This window comes from Massilia sp. CFBP9012 (genome assembly GCF_034045115.1).
In the GTDB taxonomy this organism is placed as follows: Bacteria; Pseudomonadota; Gammaproteobacteria; order Burkholderiales; family Burkholderiaceae_D; genus Telluria.
The window spans coordinates 38841-62034 of sequence record NZ_JAXCWM010000015.1; the positions used below are offsets into that span (position 1 = coordinate 38841).

The following is a 23194-nucleotide window of genomic DNA, read 5'->3' on the forward strand; positions in this document are numbered from 1 at the left end:
ATCAACCCTCGTCGCGCCAGCGGCGCAGGCGGATCGCGCCGTAGATCATCGCGCAACCTGCGGCGGCGGCGATCCATACCGCGGGCGAGGTCAGCGTGCCGTAGGACAGTCCAATCAGCATCGGTCCGTCGAGGCCGGCATTCTGTTCGGCCAGCGCCCTGCCATTGACTTCGCCGAACCAGATGCCTGGCATCAGGCCGCCCAGGATGCGCGCCACCACCTCTTCGCCGAACCACTTGACGTTCAGGCTCAGGCCCGAGAAGCGACCGACCAGGAAATCGAACCAGGCCAGCAGGGCCAGCGCGATGACCGGCACGCCCACCGCCCACAGGAACACCTTGGAGCGGGCCCAGCTCGACACCAGCAGCAGCCAGCCTACGGTCGGCAGCGCCCACACGATGTACAGCGGCAAAAAGCTCAGCAGGTAGAGCGGCGACAGGTAGAAGTTGGCGTTGGCCAGCACCGGGGCGATCAGGTTGACGCCCTTGACCGCGCTGGCCAGCAGGCCAAGCACCAGCAGCACGAGCGACGTGGCGATGCCGATCGCCACCGTCAGCAGCGGCGCCACCACCAGCGCGACCGCCGCCTTCGACAGCACGGTCTCCTGGTCCGACATCGGCAGCGATTTCCAGAACAGGATGCTGCGGTCGCGCCGTTCGTCGTGCAGGGCCGCCAGGCAGTAGAAGAACACCACCACCGGCAGCACCAGGAACAGCGGCGCCGTGATCGCCAGGTAGCTCGAGGCCGCGATCGCCGCCGCCTTGGCATACATTTCTGGCGGCACGCCTTCGATCGTGATCACCTGCTGGCCGTTGGCCTGGAAGTGAAGAGCGCCGGTGGTGGCCAGCGCGTACAGGAAGCCGCCGCCGAGCAGCAGCACCAGCGCCGCCGCCACCGCCAGCGGCGCATAGACGAAGGCGCCCTTGTGTTCCCACAGCTCGCGCCGGATCAGCCATTTCATCGTGCTCATGTGCGTATTCATGCGTAGCTTCCTTTCATGGTGGCGACGAACAGGTCGGCCACGCTCGGGTGGCGCACTTCGCCGAGGGCTTCGAGCTGGCTGCGCGACAGGCCGCCCGCGCGCTGGGTATCGAACAGCATCACCGACTTGCCGAACATGGCGCGCTGGTCGAGCGGCTGCAGGGCCCGGGCCGCAGCAGCCTTTTCGTTCGGCACCATCACCTCGACGTAGCGCTGGCCGATTTCTTCCATCGACGCCGCGAGCGCGATCTTGCCGTCGCGGATGAACAGCAGGTCGGTCAGGATGTGCTCGACCTCTTCCACCTGGTGGGTGGTGATGACGATGGTTTTTTGTTCGTCAAAGTAGTCCTCCAGCAGGTGCTGGTAGAACTGCTTGCGGTAGAGGATGTCGAGCCCGAGCGTCGGCTCGTCCAGCACCAGCAGGCGGGCGTCGATCGCCATCACCAGCGCCAGGTGCAGCTGCACGACCATGCCCTTCGACATTTCCTTGACCTTCATGCCCGGTTTGAGCTTGGTGTTGGCGATGTAGCGCTCGGCCTTGCTGCGGTCGAAGCGTGGATGCACGCCCTCGACGAAGTCGACCGCATCCTTTACCCGCAGCCAGCGCGGCAGGATGGCGACGTCGGCGATGAAGCACACGTCCTTCATCAAGGCGTCGCGCTGGGTGCGTGGATCGAGGCCCAGCACCGACAGCTCGCCCTCGAACGGGATCAGACCCAGGGCGGCTTTCAAGGTAGTGGTCTTGCCCGAGCCATTGGGGCCGATCAGGCCGACGATGCGGCCGGCCGGGATCTCGAAGTCGATGCCGTCGATGGCCACCTGCTTGCCATAGCGCTTGGTCAGGCCGCGTGCGGACAGGACCGCGCCCGAGGCCGGGTTCGAAGCTGTGTTGTGGACCGCGTCTTGAACGGTGTTCATGCCGCACCTCCTTGCACATTGCCGCTGTCGCGCAGCAGCTGTTCGACATCCAGCCCCAGGCGGCGGATGCGCTCGACCATGGCCGGCCATTCGTCGCGGATGAAGCGTTCGCGCTCGCTTGCCAGCAGTTTTTCGCTTGCTCCTTCGGTGACGTACATGCCAATTCCCCTTCGCTTTTCCACCAGGCTCTCGTCGACGAGCTCCTGGTATGCCTTCGATACCGTGATCGGGTTGAGTTGATACTCGGCGGCGATCGAGCGCACCGAGGGCAGGGCGTCGCCGGCTTTCAATACGCCGTCGAGCATCATGCCGACCACCCGCTCCTTGAGCTGGCGGTAGATCGGGGTGCTATCGTTCCAGTCGGCGCTCATCGATGGCCTCCCTTGCTGTGCCTTGCGGTGCGATGCTCATATAGCCTCCATGGTGAGGTATTGCTGTGGTGATGTAGTTGACTATAACACCTTCCGCGCAAATGTAAACAGGCATACGCATGCGTCGTGTTGTTTACAGGACTGCGATCGTGTCGCGCTTCTCGACCAGGAAGTCGAGCAGGGCGCGTAGCGCGGGCGGCATGTGCTCGCGCGCCGGCGTGTACAGGTGGAAGCCGGCCTGGGTGTGGTTCCAGTCGGTGAGCACCCGGACCAGGCGGCGGTCGAGCAGATGCTGGCGGATCGAGAGGTCGCCGATCTGGATCAGTCCGAGTCCCTGGAGGGCCATATTCGTCATGCTCGCGCAGTCGTTGGTGGTGAGGTTGCCGCTGACGCACTGGGTGAAGTGGCGGCCTTCGGCGGGGTCCTGGAAGTCCCAGTCGTGCAGGGCGCCGCTGCTCGGATAGCGGTAATTGATACAGTTATGCCCAGCCAGTTCGGCGGGCGTCGACGGCACGCCGTGGCGTTCGAAATAGGCCGGCGCGCCGGCCACCGCCATCGACAGGACAGGGCTGACCGGCACCGCCACCACGTTTTCCGCCAGGCTGCGTCCAAGGCGGATGCCGGCGTCGCAGCCGTCGGCGATGATGTTCGACAGGCCGTCGGCCATGACCAGTTCGAGTCTGACGCCGGGATGGCGCGCCTGGAACTCGTGCAGGTGCGGCTCGATCAGCGCCCGGGCCGCCAGGCGCGAGGTATTGATCCGCACCAGGCCGCTCGCCGCGCCGCCACCGGCGTCCAGTCCGTGGAGCGCATGTGCAATCTGGCGCAAGGCCGGTTGCAGGCTGTCCAGCAGTTGCTGGCCAGCCTCGGTCAGCGACATATCGCGCGTGGTGCGGTAAAGAAGCCGCGTGCCGAGTTCCTTTTCCAGGGCCTTGAGATTCTGCGACAGGGCGGCGCGCGACACGCCCATCTCGTCGGCCGCGCGCGTGAAACTGCGGTGGTGGGCGATGCGGGCGAACCAGGCGAGCGAGGGGAGCAGGGACGGATTCATCCCATCAGTGTAAATCACAACTTGACAGTCATGTGCTGATTATGGGCTTCCGCGTTTGCAATCGGACTCTTACCATGGCCGCTCTCATCACAGACTGGAGCGACAATATGACGAACAAACCTCTGCGGGTCGGCATCATCGGGGCCGACGCCAAGGCGAGCTGGGCCGGCGCCTCCCACATTCCCGCCATCGCCTCGCAGCCGGGTCTGGTGCTGGCGGCGGTGGCCACGCGGCATGAGGACAGCGCGCGGGCCGCGGCCGAAACCTTCGGGGCCGGGCGCTGGTACGCCGATCCCTACCGCCTCATCGCGGATGACACGATCGATATCGTGACCGTCGCCGTCAAGGTGCCGGCGCACCGCGAACTGGTGCTGGCCGCCCTGCGCGCCGGCAAGGCGGTCTACTGCGAGGCGCCGCTCGGCGCCAGCCTGGCCGAGACCGAAGAGATGGCGGCGGCGGCCGGCCAGCTGCATACGGCGATCGGCCTGCAGGGACGCCTGAACCCGTCGGTGCGCCGTGCCACCGAACTGGTCGCATCGGGCAAGCTCGGGCGCCTGCTGTCGGCGAACGTGCGCGCGACCACCTTCGGCTTCGGTCCACAATCGATGGCCGCCTACGATTACTTCAACAAATCGGCCTCCGGTGCGAGTTTCCTGACGATTACGACGGCCCACGTGCTGGACGTGGTCGAGGCGGTGCTGGGCGATATCGTCGAGGTCGATGCGCGCACCGCCTTGCTGTGGCCGGAGATCGAGCTGGTCGATACCGGCACAGTCTCGGTGCGCGAGATCCAGGACCATGTCGACCTGATCGCCCGCACCGCGCGCGGCGCCTCGGTGTCGGTGCAAGTCCTGGCGGGCGTGGCTCCGCCGGAAGCAGGGTTCAACCTCGAGCTCCGGGGCACGCATGGCACGCTCAGCTTATCGGGCACCCACCTGGCCGGCGTCCAGGTCGGCGACCTGGCATTGTCGGCCAGTGTGGAGTTCGCGGCGCCGGATGCGCCGGTCGCCTCCGGCGTCGGTCCGGCCGCCGCCGACTTCTGGGCGGGCGCGGCGATCAATGTCGGCGAAGTCTATGCCAGCCTGGCGCGCGATATCGCCTGCGGCAGCTACGCCACCCCGGGCTTCGCGCATGCGCTGCATAACAGCCGGCTGATCGCGGCGGTCGAGCGTGCTGCCAGGAGCGGTGAGCGGCAGCGGGCACTCGCCTGAATCGGCGGCTTGCTACAATCGGCCATTCCATCACCCATGGCGATAGCGCCGATTCCCATGCGAACTCTCCCCATCCGCTTGCATCCACTGGATGACTTGCGTGAAGCAATTGCCTCGGTGTTGAAGGAGCACGGCGTCGAGGCCGCTTTTGTGCTGTCGGGCATCGGCAGCCTGGGCGAGGCGCGGATCCGCTATGCGGGCGTGAGCGAGGCGACGCTGCTGCGCGGCGACCTGGAAATCCTGACCTTGTCGGGCTCCGTCGCGCCGAGCGGCGTGCACCTGCATATGACGGTGTCGGACGCGCAAGGAAAAGTGATCGGCGGGCATGTGGCGCCTGGCTGCACGATCCGCACCACGGCCGAGATCCTGCTGGCGCTGCTGCCCGACTACCGTTTCAGCCGCGAGCCGGATCCGCAATCCGGCTGGGACGAGCTGGTGGTGCGCACGCTCACGCCGCCTGGAAAGGCGAGAGTTCCTTCAGGTCGTGGCTGACAATGCTGCCGTCCGCATGCAGCGCGAACCAGCCGCCGCGCACCGGCTCGGCGTCGAGCTCCCAGTCGGGCAGCACGTAGCGCAAACGGTCGCCGTGTTCGTGCACGGCCGGGCGGTGGGTATGGCCGTGGATGATGACGTCGGCGCCGGTATCAAGGAACACGGCGTCGATCGCAGCGGGCGTGACGTCCACGGTCTCGTACGATTTGTCGGTATGGGCGTCGCGCGAACCCTGGCGCAGGCCGGCGATGATGGCCTTGCGCTGGGCCAGCGGCATGCCGAGGAAATTGGCCTGCCAGGCAGGTTGGCGCACCTGGGCGCGAAACGCCATGTAGGCGGTGTCGAGCGTGCACTGGGCGTCGCCGTGCAGCAGGGCCACGGTGCGTGGGCCGGCCTCGATCACATGCGGGTCTTGCAGTAGTTGCAGGCCGGCGGCCCGGGCGAAGCCGTCGCCGACCAGGAAGTCGCGGTTGCCGGCCATCCAGTAGACGGCGGTGCCGGCGTCACTGACTGCGCGGATCGCTGCGGCGACCTGCGCATTGAACGGGTCGGCGAGGTCGTCGTCGCCGGCCCAGTATTCGAAGATGTCGCCGAGCAGGTAGAGCCGCTCGGCTGCTACCCCACGCTCGCTCATGAAGGCCTGGAAGGCCTCCAGCGTGCGCGGGTGCGAGACCTGCAGGTGCAGGTCGGAGATGAACAGCGCGAACGGGCGCGCAATCAGCGTCATCGGATTGACTGGTGCTGGTGCGCGCCGCCCATTACAGCACTTCGATCTTTTCGATGATGACGGCGTCGACCGGCACGTCCGAGTGCATGCCGCTGCGGCTGGTCTTGACGCCGTTGATCGCGTCGACCACTTCCTTGCCTTCGGTCACGGTGCCGAACACGGCGTAGCCCCAGCCGTCCTGGCCCGGGTAGTCGAGGAAGGCGTTGTTCTTGGTGTTGATGAAGAACTGGGCCGATGCCGAGTGCGGAGCCGAGGTGCGGGCCATGGCCAGCGTGTACTTGTCGTTCTTCAGGCCGTTCTTGGCTTCGTTCTCGACGGTCGCGTCGGCCGGCTTTTGCTTCATGCCTGGCTCGAAACCGCCACCCTGGATCATGAAGTCCTTGATCACGCGGTGGAAGATGGTGTTGGCGAAGTGGCCTTTACCCACGTAGTCGAGGAAGTTGGCAACGGTCTTCGGTGCTTTTTCGGCGTCCAGCTCGGCGGTGATATTGCCCTGGTTGGTGGTGATGAGGATAGTCGTCATGGTTTGTCCTGTTCTATGGGTTGTTGTTTGCTCTGTATTGCAAGTGCGGCAAAATCGTTATTTTACTAGCTTGTCGCCCTTGAGCAGGGTGACGTTCGTAATCTTGATAGGCACGACGGGCACGTTCTGCATGCCGCGCACGTCGTCGACGAGCACGCCCTTGATCTTGTCGACCACCTCCTGGCCCTTCACGACCTTGCCGAAAACGGTATAACCCGAGCCCTTGACGAAGGGATGGTCGATGCCGGAATTGTCGGCGACGTTGATGAACCACTGCGAGGTCGCGCTGTCTGGATTGTCCTCGCGCGCCATCGAGATGGTATAGGGCTGGTTCGACAGGCCGTTGCTCGATTCGTTCTTCACCGGTTTGAGGGTCTTGCGGCCCTCGAACTTCTCGTTCATGCCGCCGCCCTGGATCATGAAGCCGTCGATCACGCGGTGGAAGATCGTGCCTTTATAGAAGCCCGATTTGGCGTAGGCGGCGAAGTTGGCGACGGTTTTTGGGGCTTTTTCCTGGTCCAGCTGGACGACGATCTCGCCCATCGTGGTCTTGATCGCATACTGCGGACCGACCATGGCCGGGGCCTCGGCGGCCTCGGGCGCGGCCGCCTGCTCGGCGGCTTCCTGGGCCAACCCGGGGGCCGAGAACAGCAGGCCGCAGGCCAGCGCGGCGGTGGCGCCCGCCGTGCGGGCGAGCAGGGAACGGCGGGTGATCGATGACGACATCTGGCTTCCTCTGATGGACCTCGCGCAAGGCGCTGTCAAGGGTTTTCCCCAAAAATAAAGCTGGACCGTAGGCGGCCAGCCGGGATTTTATCAATGCTATACTTTACGAAAAGGCGTTCGCAGAGCAACGTCCCATTCTATCAAATAAGAACAACACCGAGGAGCCAGGCGAACCTGACGCCGCACCCGTCCAGGGCGCACCAGCATTGCTGTTGCTGCGCCGGGGGTTGCGGCCTGTACTGCGCCCGGCGCTCCTCTTCCGTTACGGAATTCAATGAGCCAACTCAAGATTTACAACACGCTAGCGCGTGACAAGCAGGTATTCGTTCCCAAGGTCACCGGTAAAGTCGGCATGTATGTGTGCGGCATGACCATCTACGATTACTGCCACGTCGGCCACGCGCGAATGATGATGGCTTTCGACGTCGTGTACCGCTGGCTGGTGGCGTCCGGCTACGACGTCAACTACGTGCGCAACATCACCGATATCGACGACAAGATCATCAAGCGCGCGGTCGAGAATGGCGAGACCATCGGTGCGCTGACCTCGCGTTTCGAAAAATACATGGACGAAGACACGGCCGCGCTGGGCATCCTGCCGCCGACCGTCGTGCCGCGCGCGACCGAATACGTGCCGCACATGCTGTCGATTATCGACAAGCTCGAGCAAAAAGGCCTGGCCTATAAAACCGAAGAGGGCGACGTCAACTACGCCGTGCGCGGTTTCGAGGGCTACGGCAAGCTGTCCGGCAAGTCACTGGACGACCTGCGCGCCGGCGAGCGCGTCGACGTCAATACCGGCAAGCGCGATCCGCTCGACTTCGTGCTGTGGAAGGCCGCCAAGGAATCCGAGCCGGCCGAGGCCAAATGGGATTCGCAGTGGGGTCGTGGCCGTCCGGGCTGGCACATCGAGTGCTCGGCCATGTCCTGCGCCACGCTCGGCGAACACTTCGACATCCACGGCGGCGGCGCCGACCTGCAGTTCCCGCACCACGAGAACGAGATCGCGCAATCCGAAGGCGCCTTCGGCGGCCCGATGGTCAACTACTGGATCCACAACGGCTTCGTGCGCGTCGATAACGAGAAGATGTCCAAGTCGCTGGGCAATTTCTTCACCATCCGCGAGGTGCTCGAAAAGTTCGATGCCGAAGTGGTGCGCTTCTTCATCCTGCGCGCCCACTATCGCAGCCCGCTGAATTACTCGGACGTGCACATCGACGACGCCAAGGGCGCGCTCACCCGGCTGTACACGGCGCTGAACGATATTGACCTGGGCGATGGCGAGCTCGCCGTCAATTGGGACGAAGCGCACGCCAAGCGCTTCCGCGACGCGATGGACGACGATTTCAATACCCCGCTGGCGGTGGCCGAACTGTTCGACCTGGCGAGCGAAGTCAATCGCAGCAAGTCGGTCGAGGTGGCTCGTCAATTGAAGGCGCTGGCCGCCGTGCTGGGCCTGCTCGAGCGTGCGCCGCAAGCCTTCCTGCAGGCCGGCACGCCGGGCAGCAGTGGGCTCGATGAAGCGGCGATCCTGGACGCGATCGCGCGCCGCGCGGCCGCCAAGGCCGCCCGCGACTTCGCCCAGGCCGACGCAATCCGCAAGGAACTCACGGCAGCCGGCATCGTCCTGGAAGACAAGGCCGACGGAACGACCTGGCGCCGCGCATAATGGCAGCGAACAAGGACAAGGCCGGCGGCGCCGCGGCAGGCGCCAGCGTGCAGTCCGCGGCGCCTGAGTCGGCGCCGGTGCACGACGCGCTGGCGGTGCCGATCTACTGGGCCGAGGCCAAGCGCGAGCTGATGCAGCGCGACCGCATCATGAACAAGCTGATCCCCCAGTTCGGCGACCTGCACCTGCGCGGCCAGCCCGATCCGTTCATCACGCTGGCCCGTTCGATCGTCGGCCAGCAGGTGACGCCGAAGGCGGCCGACCTGGCTTGGGGTAAATTGCTTGCCGTCTGTCCCAAACTGGCGCCGAGCCAGGTGATCAAGCTGGGTGCGGTGGAGCTGTCAGGCTGCGGCCTGTCCAAGCGCAAGACCGAATACATCCTCGACCTGGCCGACCATTTCAAGGCCAAGCGGGTGCATGCCGACCTGTGGTCGGAAATGGATGACGAAGCCGTCATCGCCGAGCTGGTCCAGATCCGCGGAATCACGCGCTGGACAGCCGAGATGTTTTTGATATTTAATCTGCTGCGGCCGAACGTCCTGCCACTGGACGACCCCGGCCTGATCCAGGGCATTAGCCAAAACTATTTCTCGGGCGAACCGGTCTCGCGCAGCGATGCGCGCGAGGTCTCCGCCAACTGGGAACCCTGGCGCACGGTTGCTACTTGGTATTTGTGGCGCAGCCTGGACCCCGTTTTACCCGCCAACTGAGCAATTCCGACGTTCGATACGCTGTCGGCTTACGGTAGAATAGCGCCCTGATCGGCCGCGCATAACGGAGTGCGGCCAAGACATTACCCCGGAGGTACAATGACTAAAACAACTTTCCTCAATTTTGAGCAGCCGATTGCCGAGCTCGATTCCAAGATTGAAGAGCTGCGTTTCGTACAAGACGATTCTGCTGTCGACATCTCCGAAGAGATCGATCGCCTGGACAAGAAGAGCCAGCAGCTCACCAAGGACATCTATGCCAAGCTGACTCCGTGGCAAGTGTCGCAGATCGCGCGTCACCCGCAGCGTCCTTACACGATGGACTATGTGAACGCGATCTTCACCGATTTCCATGAGCTGCACGGCGACCGCACCTTCGCCGACGACCAGTCGATCATCGGCGGCCTGGCCCGCTTCAACGGCCAGCCATGCATGGTGATCGGTCACCAGAAGGGCCGCGACACCAAAGAGCGCGCGATGCGCAACTTCGGCATGCCGAAACCCGAAGGCTACCGCAAGGCGATGCGCCTGATGAAGCTGGCCGAGAAGTTCGGCCTGCCGATCTTCACCTTCGTGGATACCCCAGGTGCTTTCCCCGGCATCGACGCCGAAGAGCGCGGCCAGTCGGAAGCCATCGGCCACAACCTGTACGTCATGGCCGAACTGAAAGTGCCGCTGATCGCCACCATCATCGGCGAAGGCGGTTCGGGCGGCGCGCTGGCGATCGCCGTCGGCGACGCCGTGCTGATGCTGCAGTACTCGACCTATTCCGTGATCTCGCCGGAAGGCTGCGCCTCGATCCTGTGGAAGACCTCGGAGCGCGCGGCCGACGCCGCCGAAGCCTTGGGCCTGACCGCGCACCGCCTGAAGGCGATGGGCCTGGTCGACAAGATCGTCAGCGAACCGCTGGGCGGCGCCCATCGCGATCCGGCCCAGATGGCGCAATTGCTCAAGCGCGCACTGGCCGATTCGCTGCGCCAGTTCCAGGGCATGAAGACCAAGGACTTGCAGGAAGCCCGTCACGCGAAGCTGATGAGCTATGGCAAGTTCAAGGAAACGCTGCCGCGCGAGGAGTAATCCTCTGAGCCGTTCCAAACGCGGGGCCAACCCGGCCGGGCTGGTCCCGGCAACGTTTGCGCAGGCCATGCTCGGCCTGCGCGACAAATACTCTCTCCAATCCATGGCAGTTGCCTGTAGCGGCGGCCTCGATTCGATGGTCTTGCTGCGGCTTGCCCACGACTGGTGCGCACAGCAGGGCGTACGGCTGCATGCCTTCCACGTTCATCACGGACTGAGCCAGCATGCCGACGATTGGGTGGCGCATTGCGAGCACAGCGCTGGCGAGCTCGGCATCGGCTTCGACCATCGCCGCGTGACGATCCCGCACGACGGTTCCGGCGTCGAGGCCGCGGCACGCAAGCTGCGCTACGCCGCGCTGGGCGAGATGTGCCGCGCGCATGACGTTAAATTGCTGCTCACCGCCCACCACCTCGACGACCAGGCCGAGACCGTGCTGCTGCAATTGCTGCGCGGTTCGGGCGCTGCCGGGCTGTCGGGCATGGATGCGGACAATCTCGCGCCGGGCCTCTTGGGTGTGCCCGACCTGGCGCTGGCGCGGCCGCTGCTGTCGCAGCCGCGCGCGGCGCTGGAGGCGTTCGCGCGCGAGCACGCGCTGGTCTGGGTCGAGGACGAGTCGAACCAGGATCCGCGCTACACCCGCAATGCGCTGCGCCACCAGGTGATGCCGGCGCTGGCGACCAACTTCCCCGGCTTCCAGGCCCGACTGGCGCGCGGCGCGGCCCATGTGGCATCGGCCCAGCGCCTGCTCGACGAGCTGGCGGCCCAGGACCTGGCGGCTTGCCAGGATGGCGACGCCATCGACCTGGCCTATCTTGGTGGCTTGAGCGCGGACCGCATCGACAACTTCATGCGTAATCTGTTCTCGGTGCGCGGGTTGGCGATGCCGTCGACCGCCTGGCTGAACGAGATGGTGTCGCAGCTGTTCTCGGCGCGCGAGGACGCGCAACTGAAGGTTACGCATCCGGACTGCCATATCCGCCGTCATCGCGGCAAGCTGATCCTGACGCCGCACCTGCCGGACCTGGCCGGCATGCGCGATCCGGACGATATCGGCGTGCTCGACAGGGAAGGGCAAACCTTCCGCTGGCAGGGCGAGGCCTCGATCGCCTTCCCGGACTACGGCGGGGTGCTGCACTTCGAGCGGGCCGAGCAGGGATTCGACGCAGCCTGGCTGCGCGCGCAGACGCTGACGATCGACTTTCGCAAGGGCGGGGAACGGTTGAAACTCGCGGCCAACCGGCCATCGCGTGGCCTGAAGGCGCATTACCAGGCGCTGGGTGTGCCGGCCTGGGAGCGCGAGCGCTTGCCGACCGTCAGCCGCAACCTCGACCTGCTGTTCGCGGCGGGCATCGGCATGGACTGCCGGCACTGGTCGACAAGCGCTCAGGAGCTGATCGGGCTGCGCTGGGAAGTGAGCTGACGCGGGATTGTATAGGCAAGTGTATTTCGAAAACGCATTAAGTTATTTTCTTTCCATATAGCTTTTTCGGCCTTGAAGCCTTGTGATGCCGCGTTGCAGCATGCTACATTTAGGGTCCTCTTTTCTCTTTACACAAGCTGGAACCCTTCCTGATATGGCTTTAATTGTCCACAAATATGGCGGGACGTCGATGGGCTCGACGGACCGTATCAAGAATGTCGCGGCCCGGGTGGCCAAGTGGCATGACGCAGGTCACCAAATCGTCGTTGTGCCGTCCGCAATGTCGGGCGAGACCAACCGCCTGATTGGTTTGGCCAAGGAAATCATGCCGCAACCCGATCCGCGCGAACTGGACATGATCGCCTCGACCGGCGAGCAGGTGTCGGTTGGCCTCCTGGCCATGGCGCTGCTGGCCATCGGCAAGGATGCGGTGTCCTACACCGGCTGGCAGGTGGGCATCCGCACCGACTCCTCGTTCACCAAGGCGCGCATCCAGTCGATCGACGACAGCCGCGTGCTGCGCGATGTCGCGGCCGGCAAGATCGTCATCATCACCGGTTTCCAGGGCGTGGACGAAGAAGGCAATATCTCGACCCTGGGCCGCGGCGGCTCGGATACTTCTGCAGTGGCGATTGCGGCCGCGCTGAAGGCCGAGGAATGCCTGATCTACACTGACGTCGACGGCGTCTACACGACCGACCCGCGCGTGGTGGACGAGGCGCGCCGCCTGTCGAAGATCACGTTCGAGGAAATGCTCGAACTGGCCTCGCTGGGTTCGAAAGTGCTGCAGACTCGCTCGGTCGAGTTCGCCGGTAACTACCAGGTGCCGACGCGCGTGCTGTCGTCGCTGACCGATCCCCTGATGCCGCTGGAAGAAGAAGCCCAGTCCGGCACCCTGATTTCGTTTGAGGAAGAAAGCAATATGGAACAAGCCGTCATCTCCGGCATCGCGTTCAATCGCGACGAAGCAAAGATCACCGTCCTGGGCGTGCCGGACAAGCCGGGCGTGGCGTATCACATCCTGGGACCGATCGCCGACGCCAATATTGAAGTCGACATGATCATCCAGAACCAGTCGGTGGACGGCAAGACCGACTTCACCTTCACCGTGCCGCGCAACGACTACGTGCGCGCGATGGGCGTGCTGGAGAGCCAGCAGGAAGCGCTGGGCGCAACTAAGGTGCTGGGCGACGCCAAGGTGTCGAAGGTGTCGGCGGTGGGCGTGGGCATGCGCAGCCACGTCGGCGTCGCATCGCAGATGTTCCGTACCCTGTCGGAAGAGGGTATCAATATCCAGATGATCTCGACCTCGGAGATCAAGATCTCGGTGCTGATCGATGAGAAGTACATGGAACTGGCCGTCCGTGCGCTGCACAAGGCTTTTAACCTGGAGCAAGGTTAACAAATTTCAAAATTTTTGGGCGTGCGTTCTTGACGCGATGAGGTCCAGCCCTTAAGATGCTTGCACTCAGCGCTGACCGAAACCGGTTGGTTCTGATTGGAGACGTGGCCGAGTGGCCGAAGGCACATCCCTGCTAAGGATGCATATGGCTTATACCCGTATCGTGGGTTCGAATCCCACCGTCTCCGCCAGATAAGCGGCTGCTGAGATTCAGCAGTCCCCTGAAACCCCCGGATCTCTCATGAGGCCCGGGGGTTTTTTGTCTTTAGACGTCCTCATACGTCCAGCTGCGTCCAAGTTTTTGAGGGTCATCAACAGGGTATACCGCAAGGACCGTGCAACTTCTACCCTTAAAACTGGCCGAACCGTCATGCTAGCTATGACCGCGTACCAGCCGGAGGGAATCTGAATGCCGAAGCTCGCAAAACCGCTCAGCGACGCCCAGATAAAGCGGGCGAAGGCCGCAACGAAGCCCATCAAGCTCTTCGACGGCCATGGCCTGTATCTTGAGGTGCATCCGACTGGTGGAAAGTTCTGGAGGTTCCGCTATCGCCAGGCGAACGGGAAGGAAACCGTCATAGGATTCGGCCCATATCCCGAGGTGACCTTGGCCGATGCGCGGGACAAACGAACCGAAGCGCGCCGTGTTTTGCTCGATGGCCAGGATCCTATGCAGCAGCGCGAACAGTTGCGCCGTGCGGGAATGCAGGCGAGCGAGAACACGTTTCGCAAGCTCGCAACCGAATGGCATGGCGTGAAGCTGAAGGGATGGTCTGCAGCGTACGGCCAGAATGTCTTGCACAGGCTTGAAATGGATGTCTTCCCGGACATCGGACGGCTTCCTGTCGATGCGGTTACACATCGAGATCTCATCAATGTGTTTCGTAAGATCGAGGCGCGAGGTGCGCATGAGATCGCCAAGCGCAACAAGGCGGTATGCGCGCAAATATTCAGCTATGCAATCCAGTCAGGCGCCGCGACAAGAAATCCCGTAACCGATATGAGGGACGCGCGTGGCAAGTGCCTTCGGCGGACTCGCGGTAGCCGCGTTCGGCATCGCTTGGGGCGCCGTGCAAACCGCCATGCGTCCGGCGTCGCCACCGGAAGTGTTGGTGGTAGACAAGGCAGGCGGTGTCGTCCAGCCGTTGATCTCCCTGGCTGACTTCCAGCTAGCGCCGGAAGAGGCGACCATTCGCCGCAACATCGACACGCTCGTATCCGCATGCGAGGGATATAGCTACGAGCTGGCGGACGTGCACTACTACCACTGCGCAGCCTTTTTCAGTCCGCAGCTCCAGGCTGACTGGGCCCGCAAATGGGACAAGTCAAACCCCGAGTCGCCTCCCAATAAATACAGGAGGGAGCGCAAGGTACGTGCCAAGGTCGGCGCCATCACGGTCCTGCGCAATGGAACCGGAGCCGCGATCGGCGCCCGAGCCAGCTTCACGCGGACAGAGACCCTGAACGGCCTGGACGACGGTGCACCGACCACGTGGGTGGCGAATCTCTCGTTTCGCTGGGTGAACCAGCCGACGAACGAGCGGGACCGCCGCGTTAATGACCTAGGAATGGAAGTCACTGACTATTCCTCCGACCGCGACCTGACGTCCAACAAGCCGGTTATGCCATCTGCTCCATCCCGCCACGCTTCCAGCGCACCGCAGGCATCGCAGATGGCCTTGGTCGCGCCTGCCGACGCGCGAGGAGCGACACCATGAAAAAGGCCTTCATGACAGCGGTGGTCGCGCTCGCGCTGGCAACGAATGCTGGTGGCGCACAGCTACCCGAGGCGGGAAACAAGGATGCGCGCATCCGGTTCGCGACCTACGATCCCTATGACGTGGTAACCATCCACACCCGTGTTGGCCTCCTCACCCAGATCGTCCTGGACCAGGATGAGGAAATCGTGGACATGACCGGCGGCGACGTCGAGGGATGGGGCGTGGCCACGAAGCAGGCGCGCAACGGGGTATTCCTCAAGCCAGCCGCCGAGCTGGCGGATGCGAACCTGCATGTGGTGACGAACAAGCGCAGCTACAGCTTCGACCTCAAGATGGCCAGGAAGTCGAAGGGCGAGATCGGCTTCATGACCGTGTATTTCCGCTATCCGGAAGCCGAGAAGCCGAAACAGGCTGCGGCCAGTGAAACGGACCAGGTCCGTCGCCTACTGGATGCAGCCATTCCGGCCGGGAACCGGCGCTACACGGTGCAAGGATCGAGCGACCTGGCGCCGATCGAGGCGTGGGACGATGGCCGCACGACGTTTCTGCGCTTTCGCGCGCGGTCCACGATCCCGGCGATCTACGAGGCCAGCGAGGAGGGTACCCCCGCCAGGATTGAGAACATCAACGTCGAGGACGATGTCGTCCAGGTGCAGGGTATTCGCCGCAAGCTGGTGCTGCAGAGCGGGAAGCGAGTCACCTGCGTGTTCAACGAGAGCTTCGATCCTGATGCTGCGCGGCCTGCCACCAACACGGCGTCGCCGCAGGTCAAGCGCACTCTAAAAGGAGCTGGAAAATGAATTTCTTCAAGTCGTTGTTCAAGCCCCGGAATTCGGAACCAGATCCTGACGAGGAGGGCGCCATCGAGGACGAGCGGGAATTTGGCTCGGTCAACAAGGGGCTTGCGAGGCAGAACAGGATTATCAACTGGCTCGGCGCCGTCGGCGCCTGCGCACTAGCTGCCTTTTTCCTTTACAAGTACTACGCCGGCGTTTACGAGGATCGGCAGCAATCCAAACTGGCGTCGAAAGACTTGACGCGCACAGTTGCTACTACATCGCTGCCGCCACTTACCATGCCTGATCCACGAATGGAGCAATCGCCTGTAGCAAGCGGGGCTGCAGAAGTGCCCCCGCCTCCGATGCAGGCACCAAGCGTACCGACGGCGGGGCCTCCTGCATCTGGCCAAGCACCTGTGAAGAGCCTGAGCCAACTGGCGCGAGAACGCCGGCTCATGCGCGAAGTGCGATTCAGCCTTGACGGTAGCCTCGCTCGATCGGCAGCAGCAGAAGAGAGGGGAAGTCACGCTGCAATCGTCAGCGGCGGCGAGACCGTCGAGGAAAGGCGCAGCACTCCTACAATTGGTGCAGCGGCCCAGGACACGATACCCAAGACAGGTATGGAGATGGCTCGCGCCTACCTGCTTCCCGATCCAACGCTGATGATGACGCGCGGGAAGCTCATCCGCTGCACCGTGCTGCCCGCCTTCGACACCACGCTGACCGGACCGGTTACCTGCGTCACTGGGGAGGATGCGACTGGCGCCGACAACAAGGTCTCACTGATGGATCGCGGGACAGTCTGCTTTGGCCAGCAAGGTGGCGGCATCACCCATGGGCAGCGGAGGATAGGCATTATCTGGCAACGCTGCGAGACGCCGCAGCATGCGCTCGTGCCGTTCAATTCGGATGCGACTGATCCCCTCGGGCGCCCCGGCATTCCTGGAACCGTCGATAACCATTTCTGGGACAGGTTCGGCGGCGCTATTGCACTGAGCCTGATCACCGATGTCGGACCATACCTGATAGCGACTCGCCAGCGTGGTGACAACAATACGACGGTTTCATTCCCGTCAATGAGCGGACCGAAGGACGTGTTGTCCGAGGTGATAAAGAGTACTGTGGACATCGCCCCCACCATCACTGGCCCACAGGGCGCCGAGGTATTCATCTATCTCGCGCACGACATCGATTTCCGTGACATCTACCAACTGGAACGAGTGAGGTGACCATGAGCATCAGCGAACTTTTCCATGGCGCAGGCAAATCGACGCTCGAGCTGCACCTGCAACCAATCGCGGCGCATCTGGTTGACGACTCGGTGACCGAGATCGTGATCAACCGTCCGGGTGAAGTGATGCTGGAGCGCAGGGCCGGATGGGAGGCCGTGCAAAACGAGGCTGTTTCGTACAAGTGGTGTGAAGGCCTCGCCATGCTGCTCAGGAATCATGCGAACCAGGACCTCACCGAAGGTTGGCCGCTTCTTGGCGCGCAGATGCCGGGCGGCTTGCGCGTCCAGGTCGTGATTCCACCAGCGATCGATGCGGGTCAGGTCTCGTTCACGATCCGTCGTCCGATCGGCGATGTGCTGACACTCGAACAGATCATCGACGGCGCTGCCTTCGAGCATGCACGTTGTGAGCAGTCGCTCTTGTTGGGCGGCGAAGAGCGGGTGCGCCTCGAAGCGGCATTGCCCGCAAGCGAGCGCAGGCTGCTGGATATGTTCCGGCAAAGGGACTGGGGCGGGTTCTTCAAGAGCGCAGTCGAGGGGAGAAAGAACATCGTGTCCTCCGGTGCGACCGGATCTGGCAAGACGACTTTCAGCAACGCCCTGGCGGCCTTGATTCCCCTTGATGAGCGACTTATTACGGTCGAGGACACCCGCGAGATGCGACTGCCGCATGCGAACCAGATTAACCTGGAATACAAGAAAGGGGAGAACGGGGTATCGAAGTTGAAGGCGCGCGATCTTCTCGAAGCGACGCTGCGAATGCGCCCCGACCGCGTGCTGTTGGCCGAGTTGCGTGGCGACGAGACGTTCTTCTTCATACAGAACGTGCTCAACTCGGGCCATCCCGGAACAATCACCACCGTCCACGCCACCCGTGCGAAGCTCGCCTTTCGCCGGCTGGCCTTGCTGGTCAAGGGGAGTGTGGAAGGTGCTGGCCTGGAACTGGCGGATATCACTGACAACCTGTACACCCTGGTCGACATCGTGGTGCAGATGGAACGTTTGCCTGGCGGTGCCCGCGTCGCCACCGAGGTGTACTACGATCCTGCATTCGCGGCCAGGCAGCTTGGGTAGGAGACTCCTCATGCTCATCACTCCGATCGACATGCCCCGCTATAAGGCGCTGGCGTTCAGTGGCCTGCTGCTTACGGGAGTGCTCATCGCACTCTACCTGGCAAGCTACTTCTTTCTGATAAAGCTATCCAACCCCCAGCTGCCCCCGTCCGCCGCTTCACCGATGACGGTGATCCGTTACTGGCAGCATTACGGTACTGATCCGTACACCCGGCATTGGCTGATCGGATGCCTAATCGCTGGATCCGCAGCCGCAACTGCTGGCGTGGGCTGCTTGATCAGGCCGGTCAGCCGGTCGATACATGGCGATGCCCGCTTCGCCACGCTACGGGAGGTGATTCGCGCCGGCCTGTTCGGCGACGCAGGCATTATCCTGGGGCGGTGGGGCCGGCGCTACCTGATCCTTGGCCGGCAACTGGCGGCGATCGTTATCGCACCGCCACGGTCGGGTAAGGGCGCCGGACTTGTCCAGCCGAATGCCTTGTCCTGGAGCGGAAGCTTGATCGTCAACGACGTGCGCCGCGAATGCTATCGCATCACGGCGGGCTATCGCAGCCTCTTTTCCAAGGTGTATCTCTTCGACCCATTGTCGTCCAAGGGCGTCACTGCGCAGTGGAACCCGATATCAACCCTCTACGTGCCGGACGATCCGCCGCTTCGCGTTAGTGCGCTGCAGAAGATTGCCAACCAGCTTTCGCCAGACCCGGCGGCGGGCGACCCATTCTGGCCGGCGTCCTGTCGCGACCTGTTTCTCGGCCTAGGCCTGTATGTGATTGAGACGGCTTCGTTGCCACGTACGTTGGGCGAGATGGTCCGCCAGATCATGCATGGCGAGGATGACTCCGTCAGTGAACACTGGAGGCAAATCATCAATGATCGCGACGAAGCGGGCCAGCCCCTGTCATCGACCTGCAAGCGCATGCTGTATGACTTTGTCGCGCTGAGCCCCCAGACCCAGTCCTCGGTGCGCAAAACCTTCACCGCGAAATTACAGCTATGGACTAATCCGCTCATCGACGCTGCGACCAGCGAAGACTCTTTCGACTTCCACCACCTGCGTCGCAAGCGCCTCTCGATCTACCTCGGTGTCAACCCAGGCGACTTAGGTCGCCTCTCGCTGTTGATGAATTTGTTCTTCACCCAGATGCTGGACGCGAATATGGACACGATGCCGGAGGACGATCCGACCATCAAGTATGAACTGCTGCCAATCATGGATGAGCTTGCCGCCCTGGGGCGCATGCCGATCATCGAGAACAGTATCCAGTTGATGGGTGGATACGGCATCCGTCCGCTGTTGATAGCACACTCCATCCCTCAACTTCGTTCCGTGTATGGTCCGGACCATACAAAGAACATTATCGCGTGCTGTGGCGCACGTGTGGTGTATGCGCCAAATGACAGTGATTACGCGACCGATATCTCTCGCGAATTGGGCACGTTTACGACCGATAGCATTTCGCATTCACGCCCGGCTCGTGGCATGGAGTCCGGGACAATTAGCAAGTCGAAGGTCGCCCGCGCCCTGCTCAATCCGCAGGAGGTAAGGATGATGGGTATAAATAACGAGATCGTGTTCATCGAACACTGCCCGCCGATCTTCTGCCGCAAGATCTGGTATTGGCAGCGCCTCGTCTTCCTGAATCGAGCAAACCGGCCGCGGCCTGAGATCATACCGATCGAGATCACCATGCCACCGTCGCCAATTCTCGCCAAGAAGGCTGGCGAAGGTGCGGGGAAAGGCAAGGCCGCGCGAGACATCACGCCAAAAGATGTCTCAACGATTAACAAGCTGAAGCTTACGGATTTTGCGACAAATTTCTCGCATGTCCAGTTGCCGAAAAGAGGCCGACCTACCGACGAAGACCTCAGAGAGACTTTCAATTCCTTTATCACAGCAATTGAAGCGTGAGGACCGAAGACATGAAGCCGCTGAACGAAGAGAGCGAGATCCAGCAGCCTTTGAAGGCGCCCACAGACCTATCGACCCTTGATTGGGGTGTGATGTCGACGCTGGACGCGCCAATAGTAGACACCCCTGGCCCAGGTATGAAGCCAAAGAGTCCTAGAAAGCGCATCGTTGATGAAGCACCCAAAGAGGAGGGCAAGTCTAAGAAATCGAGGCGTGTCGATCAGAGTGAGGCACGAGTGGAGCGATCGATCGTCGCCCAAGAGTCTACTGCGCCTGCGGTGAAGCCGGCGCGTGCAAAGCGGGCACAAAAGCAAATGAACGTCCAAGTGACTGTCCAGGCAGAGCCGGTCAGGAAGCCTAAACGTGCGTCGAGCAGCAAGGAAGCCAAGGACGCTGACGTCCTCACTGAGGTGGTGGGTGACCCCAATGATGTGCCTCCGATTACCGCGTCGGCAGTTAAGTACCTGGGAAAGAAAAATGTGACACTTGCCGACTATATCAAGCTCGATTCAGAAAGCCTCACATTCGTCCGATACCACCTCAAGCGCATGCATCAGTTTGAGGGAGACAGTCAGCCGACGGGCGAATACGCAGACGCGAAGACGCGGCCGGTCAGCCCGGCCCTGCAACGGTTTGCCGACGCACGGGCAAAGGACCTTGAACAAATTCATGGGACTGTGGCTGTGCAAGTCTCAGCCAATCGGATTGATAAAGTAGATCAGATGCAGATGCGTACAGCGGTCGGTTCCTATGGCCAGAAATTGACTGTCAATTCGACCTACTCATTCGTAGATGTCCAGCTCCGCAAGTTTGAACTTGCTACTCGCAGGGCCAGCACAGGCGTTCAAACTGGCGAAGTCGCACTGGATGATAGCCAGCGCATGCACAGGGTACTTGGTACTGCACAAATCCTGATGGCTAATCCGAACCGCGAGCTCGCGCTTGTTGACGTGACTAACTTGGTCGCAAACGATATCAAGGAGGTTCGCGCCATCCAAGAAGTGTCGGCGCGGTGCCTTGCGCTAAGCGCGATGATCGAAAGCGGCCTTGCTCAGCCGTTGTATCACTCCGAATTTGCGAGGCAGGCGCCAGAGTTGGTTGAGCCGGCCACCCAGGCTCACAAGGCTACTAGAGCTGATTGGGGCTTGACGTACGAGGTCATTAGTAATCTCAGCAACCTTGTCGGGTCCGAGATGTCGTTGACCAAAGACGAGACCGCTGCGCTTGCGCGAAGGACGATCGCGACGATCCGCGCAATCGAGGTTCCCCGATATCGCGATCAGGCATTAGCCGCCAGCCATCAGGCTGCTCTTTGGCACCCTCAGTACCGAACGGAGTTCGCTCACAACGCCCCAGACCTCGTTGCGCTGGCGGAAGTGGCCTACAGGACGGATGATTCCGCACCCCCAGCCGGCTCAAAGAAGCTCCACATGGACGAAAACTCTATAGAACAGAGTCCGTTGCTGCTCGTTACGAAGGCCCAAACAGTTCATCAGAATGACCAAGCAGCATCTGCGGTACACAGGCCTTCGTCCTCTGAAAAAGTAGGGAAGGAGGCGACCGTCTCCGAGGCCTCTGATGAGGCGGCTGCGCCAAGCGCTCCTGGGCATTCAGGCCTAGGCCGACGGCTGCTGCTTGCTATTGAAGGAGCAGTGAGTCAGACAAATACTTGGCTATCGATACGGCGAATGAAGAGTATGGATTCAGTAGGCGTCACGCCGGTGTCGCTGGAAAAGCCGACAGCAACGCCGGTACAGGCCGACAACAAGTCATCAGTGGTGCCGGAATCGGTCGCGCGACGCTTCCTCAGGGTCGAGACTGAGTACTACTTTCAGGATCGAACGCCGGCGTTCTCGGATCGAGGCGGGAAGCTGGCCACTCGTAGTGCAAACCCTGAAATAGTTCGCTCGATGGTCGAAATCGCAAAAGCTCGTGGATGGGACACTATTACCGTTAAGGGTGCCGAAGAGTTTCGGCGAAGCACCTGGATGGAAGCAACACAGCTCGGCCTCACTGTGGGCGGTTATAAGCCCGCTGCCCTTGACATAGCAGCGCTGGCAAATCGACCGGAAAGTAATACGGTAGAGAAGGGTGTCGCTCAGATCAAGGGAGGTGTACCGATACAACCACAGGCCCGGAGGCAGTCTCCGCAGGCCGATTGTGCGCATACAGCAGGTACGCATGCTACGACAGGGCATGAACGTGGATCTGCAAGCGTGCGACCTGATCAAGAATTGATAGCGAAATCTAAGGCGTTCGAGGAAGGCAAGCCAGCGACCGTCGTGAAGAAGTATCCTGATCTTGCCAAGGCGTATGGAGTCGTAGCAGCGGCTAGGGCGTTTGCCTTCGAGAAATTACCTGAGGCATCGCGCAACGAATTCGTCGAGATGGCGAAGCGACATATGGTCGAAAAGATCACGACTGGTCAGCAGATCCATGGGCCGAAGATTTATCTCGAACCTACTAAAACCATTGACGCCCGCGATAAAGTCGCGGTGGCAACCGCGGCGGTTGATCGGACCCAGCCGCCAGGGACAAAAGCGGTGAACAGGGAACGATAGACTTCCACTAGCCTGTAGTCGAACTGGCAGCTATTCGAAATATGTTAGCTATACTGCGGGAAGACGGCAGCTGAACGGACAAACCGTTTTGAGCAATTGAGCAGACAGGCTATCCCGCCCTGGTTCGCATCAGCGGGCCTCTACGAAAATCGGGTTGACTCCAACTGCCTTCACTGCATTTATTCCTGCGAAGGTATTTCCTCATTTGGCCACTGTCAGTGTCAAATTCCTGTTCTCAAGCCTGATCACTTCTCGCGAATTTTCAACTTCCCACCTCTACAGTGATTATCTTGCAGCCAGGGCAAGTCTCCTGGATTATCCGATGGCCCCAGCCTTGAATGCCTGCAACACATTGCTATTCAACGAGTGTCAGCTTGTCCTTGCTGGAAACAAGAACTGAAGACGGGCAAGCGTCGGGACGTTCGGCTGCGCGCGCAGCCACCTATGCAATCACCTCGCTATGGAGCCATGCAGAAGATTTCTTCGACAGTTTAACTTGTGTCGGAAATTCTCCGCGCTGGATCGTCGCGTATAGTGAGCTTCTTGAAAGTCCACATATGTGAAGCACCTCGTCAATCTTGATCAGCCGTTCTGTTGTGCTTGTCAACGTATCCATACAGTGAGAGTCATAAGAA

At 61.8% G+C, this 23194-nt stretch carries 21 protein-coding genes, 1 tRNA gene and 1 pseudogene; 15 read left to right on the plus strand and 8 right to left on the minus strand.

The genetic code is table 11. The features are described 5' to 3' along the window. Window position 1 precedes the first annotated feature (1 nt). The 4 genes from SOM61_RS22195 to SOM61_RS22210 all read right to left on the minus strand — a co-directional run bounded on the left by SOM61_RS22195 (window position 2) and on the right by SOM61_RS22210 (window position 3321). Window positions 2-982 (minus strand): hypothetical protein, encoded by a 981-nt coding sequence (locus SOM61_RS22195; protein ID WP_320476088.1) that lies wholly within the window; start codon window positions 980-982, stop codon window positions 2-4. Then, complete coding sequence (locus SOM61_RS22200) at window positions 979-1899, minus strand: ABC transporter ATP-binding protein (protein ID WP_320476089.1); 921 nt, start codon at window positions 1897-1899, stop codon at window positions 979-981. Before SOM61_RS22200 ends, SOM61_RS22195 begins: the two co-directional genes overlap by 4 nt. Then, on the minus strand, window positions 1896-2270 hold the full coding sequence (locus SOM61_RS22205) for a GntR family transcriptional regulator (RefSeq protein WP_320476090.1): 375 nt from the start codon (window positions 2268-2270) through the stop codon (window positions 1896-1898). Before SOM61_RS22205 ends, SOM61_RS22200 begins: the two co-directional genes overlap by 4 nt. 133 nt (window positions 2271-2403) lie before the next feature. Further along, window positions 2404-3321, minus strand: a complete 918-nt coding sequence (locus SOM61_RS22210) for a LysR family transcriptional regulator (protein WP_320476091.1) — start codon at window positions 3319-3321, stop codon at window positions 2404-2406. A 107-nt stretch (window positions 3322-3428) separates the two neighbouring features. Between SOM61_RS22210 and SOM61_RS22215 the strand changes: the two genes are divergently transcribed. Further along, window positions 3429-4532 carry a Gfo/Idh/MocA family protein gene (locus tag SOM61_RS22215; protein ID WP_320476092.1) on the plus strand — a complete coding sequence of 368 codons (1104 nt, stop codon included), beginning with the start codon at window positions 3429-3431 and terminating at the stop codon, window positions 4530-4532. Window positions 4533-4589: 57 nt separating this feature from the next. Beyond that, a complete protein-coding gene (locus SOM61_RS22220; RefSeq protein WP_320476093.1) occupies window positions 4590-5024 on the plus strand; it encodes a PPC domain-containing DNA-binding protein in 435 nt (144 codons plus the stop codon). On the opposite strand, the gene SOM61_RS22225 is transcribed toward SOM61_RS22220, so the two are convergent. The 3 genes from SOM61_RS22225 to SOM61_RS22235 are packed head-to-tail and all read right to left on the minus strand — an operon-like array spanning window position 4981 to window position 7000. Beyond that, entirely contained in the window at window positions 4981-5751 is a 771-nt protein-coding gene (locus SOM61_RS22225) for a UDP-2,3-diacylglucosamine diphosphatase (protein ID WP_320476094.1), read from the minus strand. The genes SOM61_RS22220 and SOM61_RS22225 overlap by 44 nt on opposite strands. A gap of 31 nt (window positions 5752-5782) precedes the next feature. Then, the gene (locus SOM61_RS22230; RefSeq protein WP_123072246.1) at window positions 5783-6274 is read right to left on the minus strand and encodes a peptidylprolyl isomerase; all 492 of its coding nucleotides are present in this window, start codon (window positions 6272-6274) and stop codon (window positions 5783-5785) included. Window positions 6275-6331: 57 nt separating this feature from the next. Next, entirely contained in the window at window positions 6332-7000 is a 669-nt protein-coding gene (locus tag SOM61_RS22235) for a peptidylprolyl isomerase (RefSeq protein ID WP_320476095.1), read from the minus strand. A 274-nt stretch (window positions 7001-7274) separates the two neighbouring features. Here SOM61_RS22235 and cysS point away from each other — a divergent pair, with 274 nt between their 5' ends. From cysS to SOM61_RS22300, 13 genes and pseudogenes are all read left to right on the plus strand, one after another. After that, the gene (gene cysS, locus SOM61_RS22240; RefSeq protein WP_320476096.1) at window positions 7275-8669 is read left to right on the plus strand and encodes a cysteine--tRNA ligase; all 1395 of its coding nucleotides are present in this window, start codon (window positions 7275-7277) and stop codon (window positions 8667-8669) included. Next, entirely contained in the window at window positions 8669-9379 is a 711-nt protein-coding gene (locus SOM61_RS22245) for a DNA-3-methyladenine glycosylase family protein (protein ID WP_320476097.1), read from the plus strand. Before cysS ends, SOM61_RS22245 begins: the two co-directional genes overlap by 1 nt. Window positions 9380-9478: 99 nt before the next feature. Beyond that, complete coding sequence (locus SOM61_RS22250; RefSeq protein ID WP_320476098.1) at window positions 9479-10456, plus strand: acetyl-CoA carboxylase carboxyltransferase subunit alpha; 978 nt, start codon at window positions 9479-9481, stop codon at window positions 10454-10456. A gap of 103 nt (window positions 10457-10559) precedes the next feature. Beyond that, window positions 10560-11879, plus strand: a complete 1320-nt coding sequence (tilS, locus tag SOM61_RS22255) for a tRNA lysidine(34) synthetase TilS (RefSeq protein WP_320476099.1) — start codon at window positions 10560-10562, stop codon at window positions 11877-11879. 154 nt (window positions 11880-12033) lie between these two features. Further along, window positions 12034-13281, plus strand: a complete 1248-nt coding sequence (locus tag SOM61_RS22260) for an aspartate kinase (protein ID WP_320476100.1) — start codon at window positions 12034-12036, stop codon at window positions 13279-13281. A gap of 98 nt (window positions 13282-13379) precedes the next feature. Then, a tRNA-Ser gene (locus SOM61_RS22265) sits at window positions 13380-13472 on the plus strand. 218 nt (window positions 13473-13690) lie between these two features. Next, window positions 13691-14233 (plus strand): annotated as a pseudogene (locus tag SOM61_RS26500) (tyrosine-type recombinase/integrase); the annotation flags it as partial. 61 nt (window positions 14234-14294) lie between these two features. Continuing rightward, complete coding sequence (locus SOM61_RS22275; RefSeq protein WP_320476102.1) at window positions 14295-14999, plus strand: type IV secretion system protein; 705 nt, start codon at window positions 14295-14297, stop codon at window positions 14997-14999. Continuing rightward, on the plus strand, window positions 14996-15802 hold the full coding sequence (locus SOM61_RS22280; RefSeq protein WP_320476103.1) for a TrbG/VirB9 family P-type conjugative transfer protein: 807 nt from the start codon (window positions 14996-14998) through the stop codon (window positions 15800-15802). The genes SOM61_RS22275 and SOM61_RS22280 overlap by 4 nt, the downstream gene beginning before the upstream one ends. Next, window positions 15799-17010, plus strand: coding sequence for a TrbI/VirB10 family protein (locus SOM61_RS22285; RefSeq protein WP_320476104.1), 1212 nt, complete (start codon window positions 15799-15801; stop codon window positions 17008-17010). The genes SOM61_RS22280 and SOM61_RS22285 overlap by 4 nt, the downstream gene beginning before the upstream one ends. Window positions 17011-17012: 2 nt before the next feature. Further along, window positions 17013-18086 carry a P-type DNA transfer ATPase VirB11 gene (gene virB11 / locus SOM61_RS22290; RefSeq protein ID WP_320476105.1) on the plus strand — a complete coding sequence of 358 codons (1074 nt, stop codon included), beginning with the start codon at window positions 17013-17015 and terminating at the stop codon, window positions 18084-18086. Between the two features lie 10 nt (window positions 18087-18096). Continuing rightward, a complete protein-coding gene (locus tag SOM61_RS22295; protein WP_320476106.1) occupies window positions 18097-19998 on the plus strand; it encodes a type IV secretory system conjugative DNA transfer family protein in 1902 nt (633 codons plus the stop codon). A gap of 11 nt (window positions 19999-20009) precedes the next feature. Beyond that, the gene (locus tag SOM61_RS22300) at window positions 20010-22559 is read left to right on the plus strand and encodes an LPD7 domain-containing protein (RefSeq protein WP_320476107.1); all 2550 of its coding nucleotides are present in this window, start codon (window positions 20010-20012) and stop codon (window positions 22557-22559) included. A 442-nt stretch (window positions 22560-23001) separates the two neighbouring features. On the opposite strand, the gene SOM61_RS22305 is transcribed toward SOM61_RS22300, so the two are convergent. After that, window positions 23002-23175 carry a helix-turn-helix transcriptional regulator gene (locus tag SOM61_RS22305; RefSeq protein WP_320476108.1) on the minus strand — a complete coding sequence of 58 codons (174 nt, stop codon included), beginning with the start codon at window positions 23173-23175 and terminating at the stop codon, window positions 23002-23004. Between the last annotated feature and the right edge of the window lie 19 nt (window positions 23176-23194).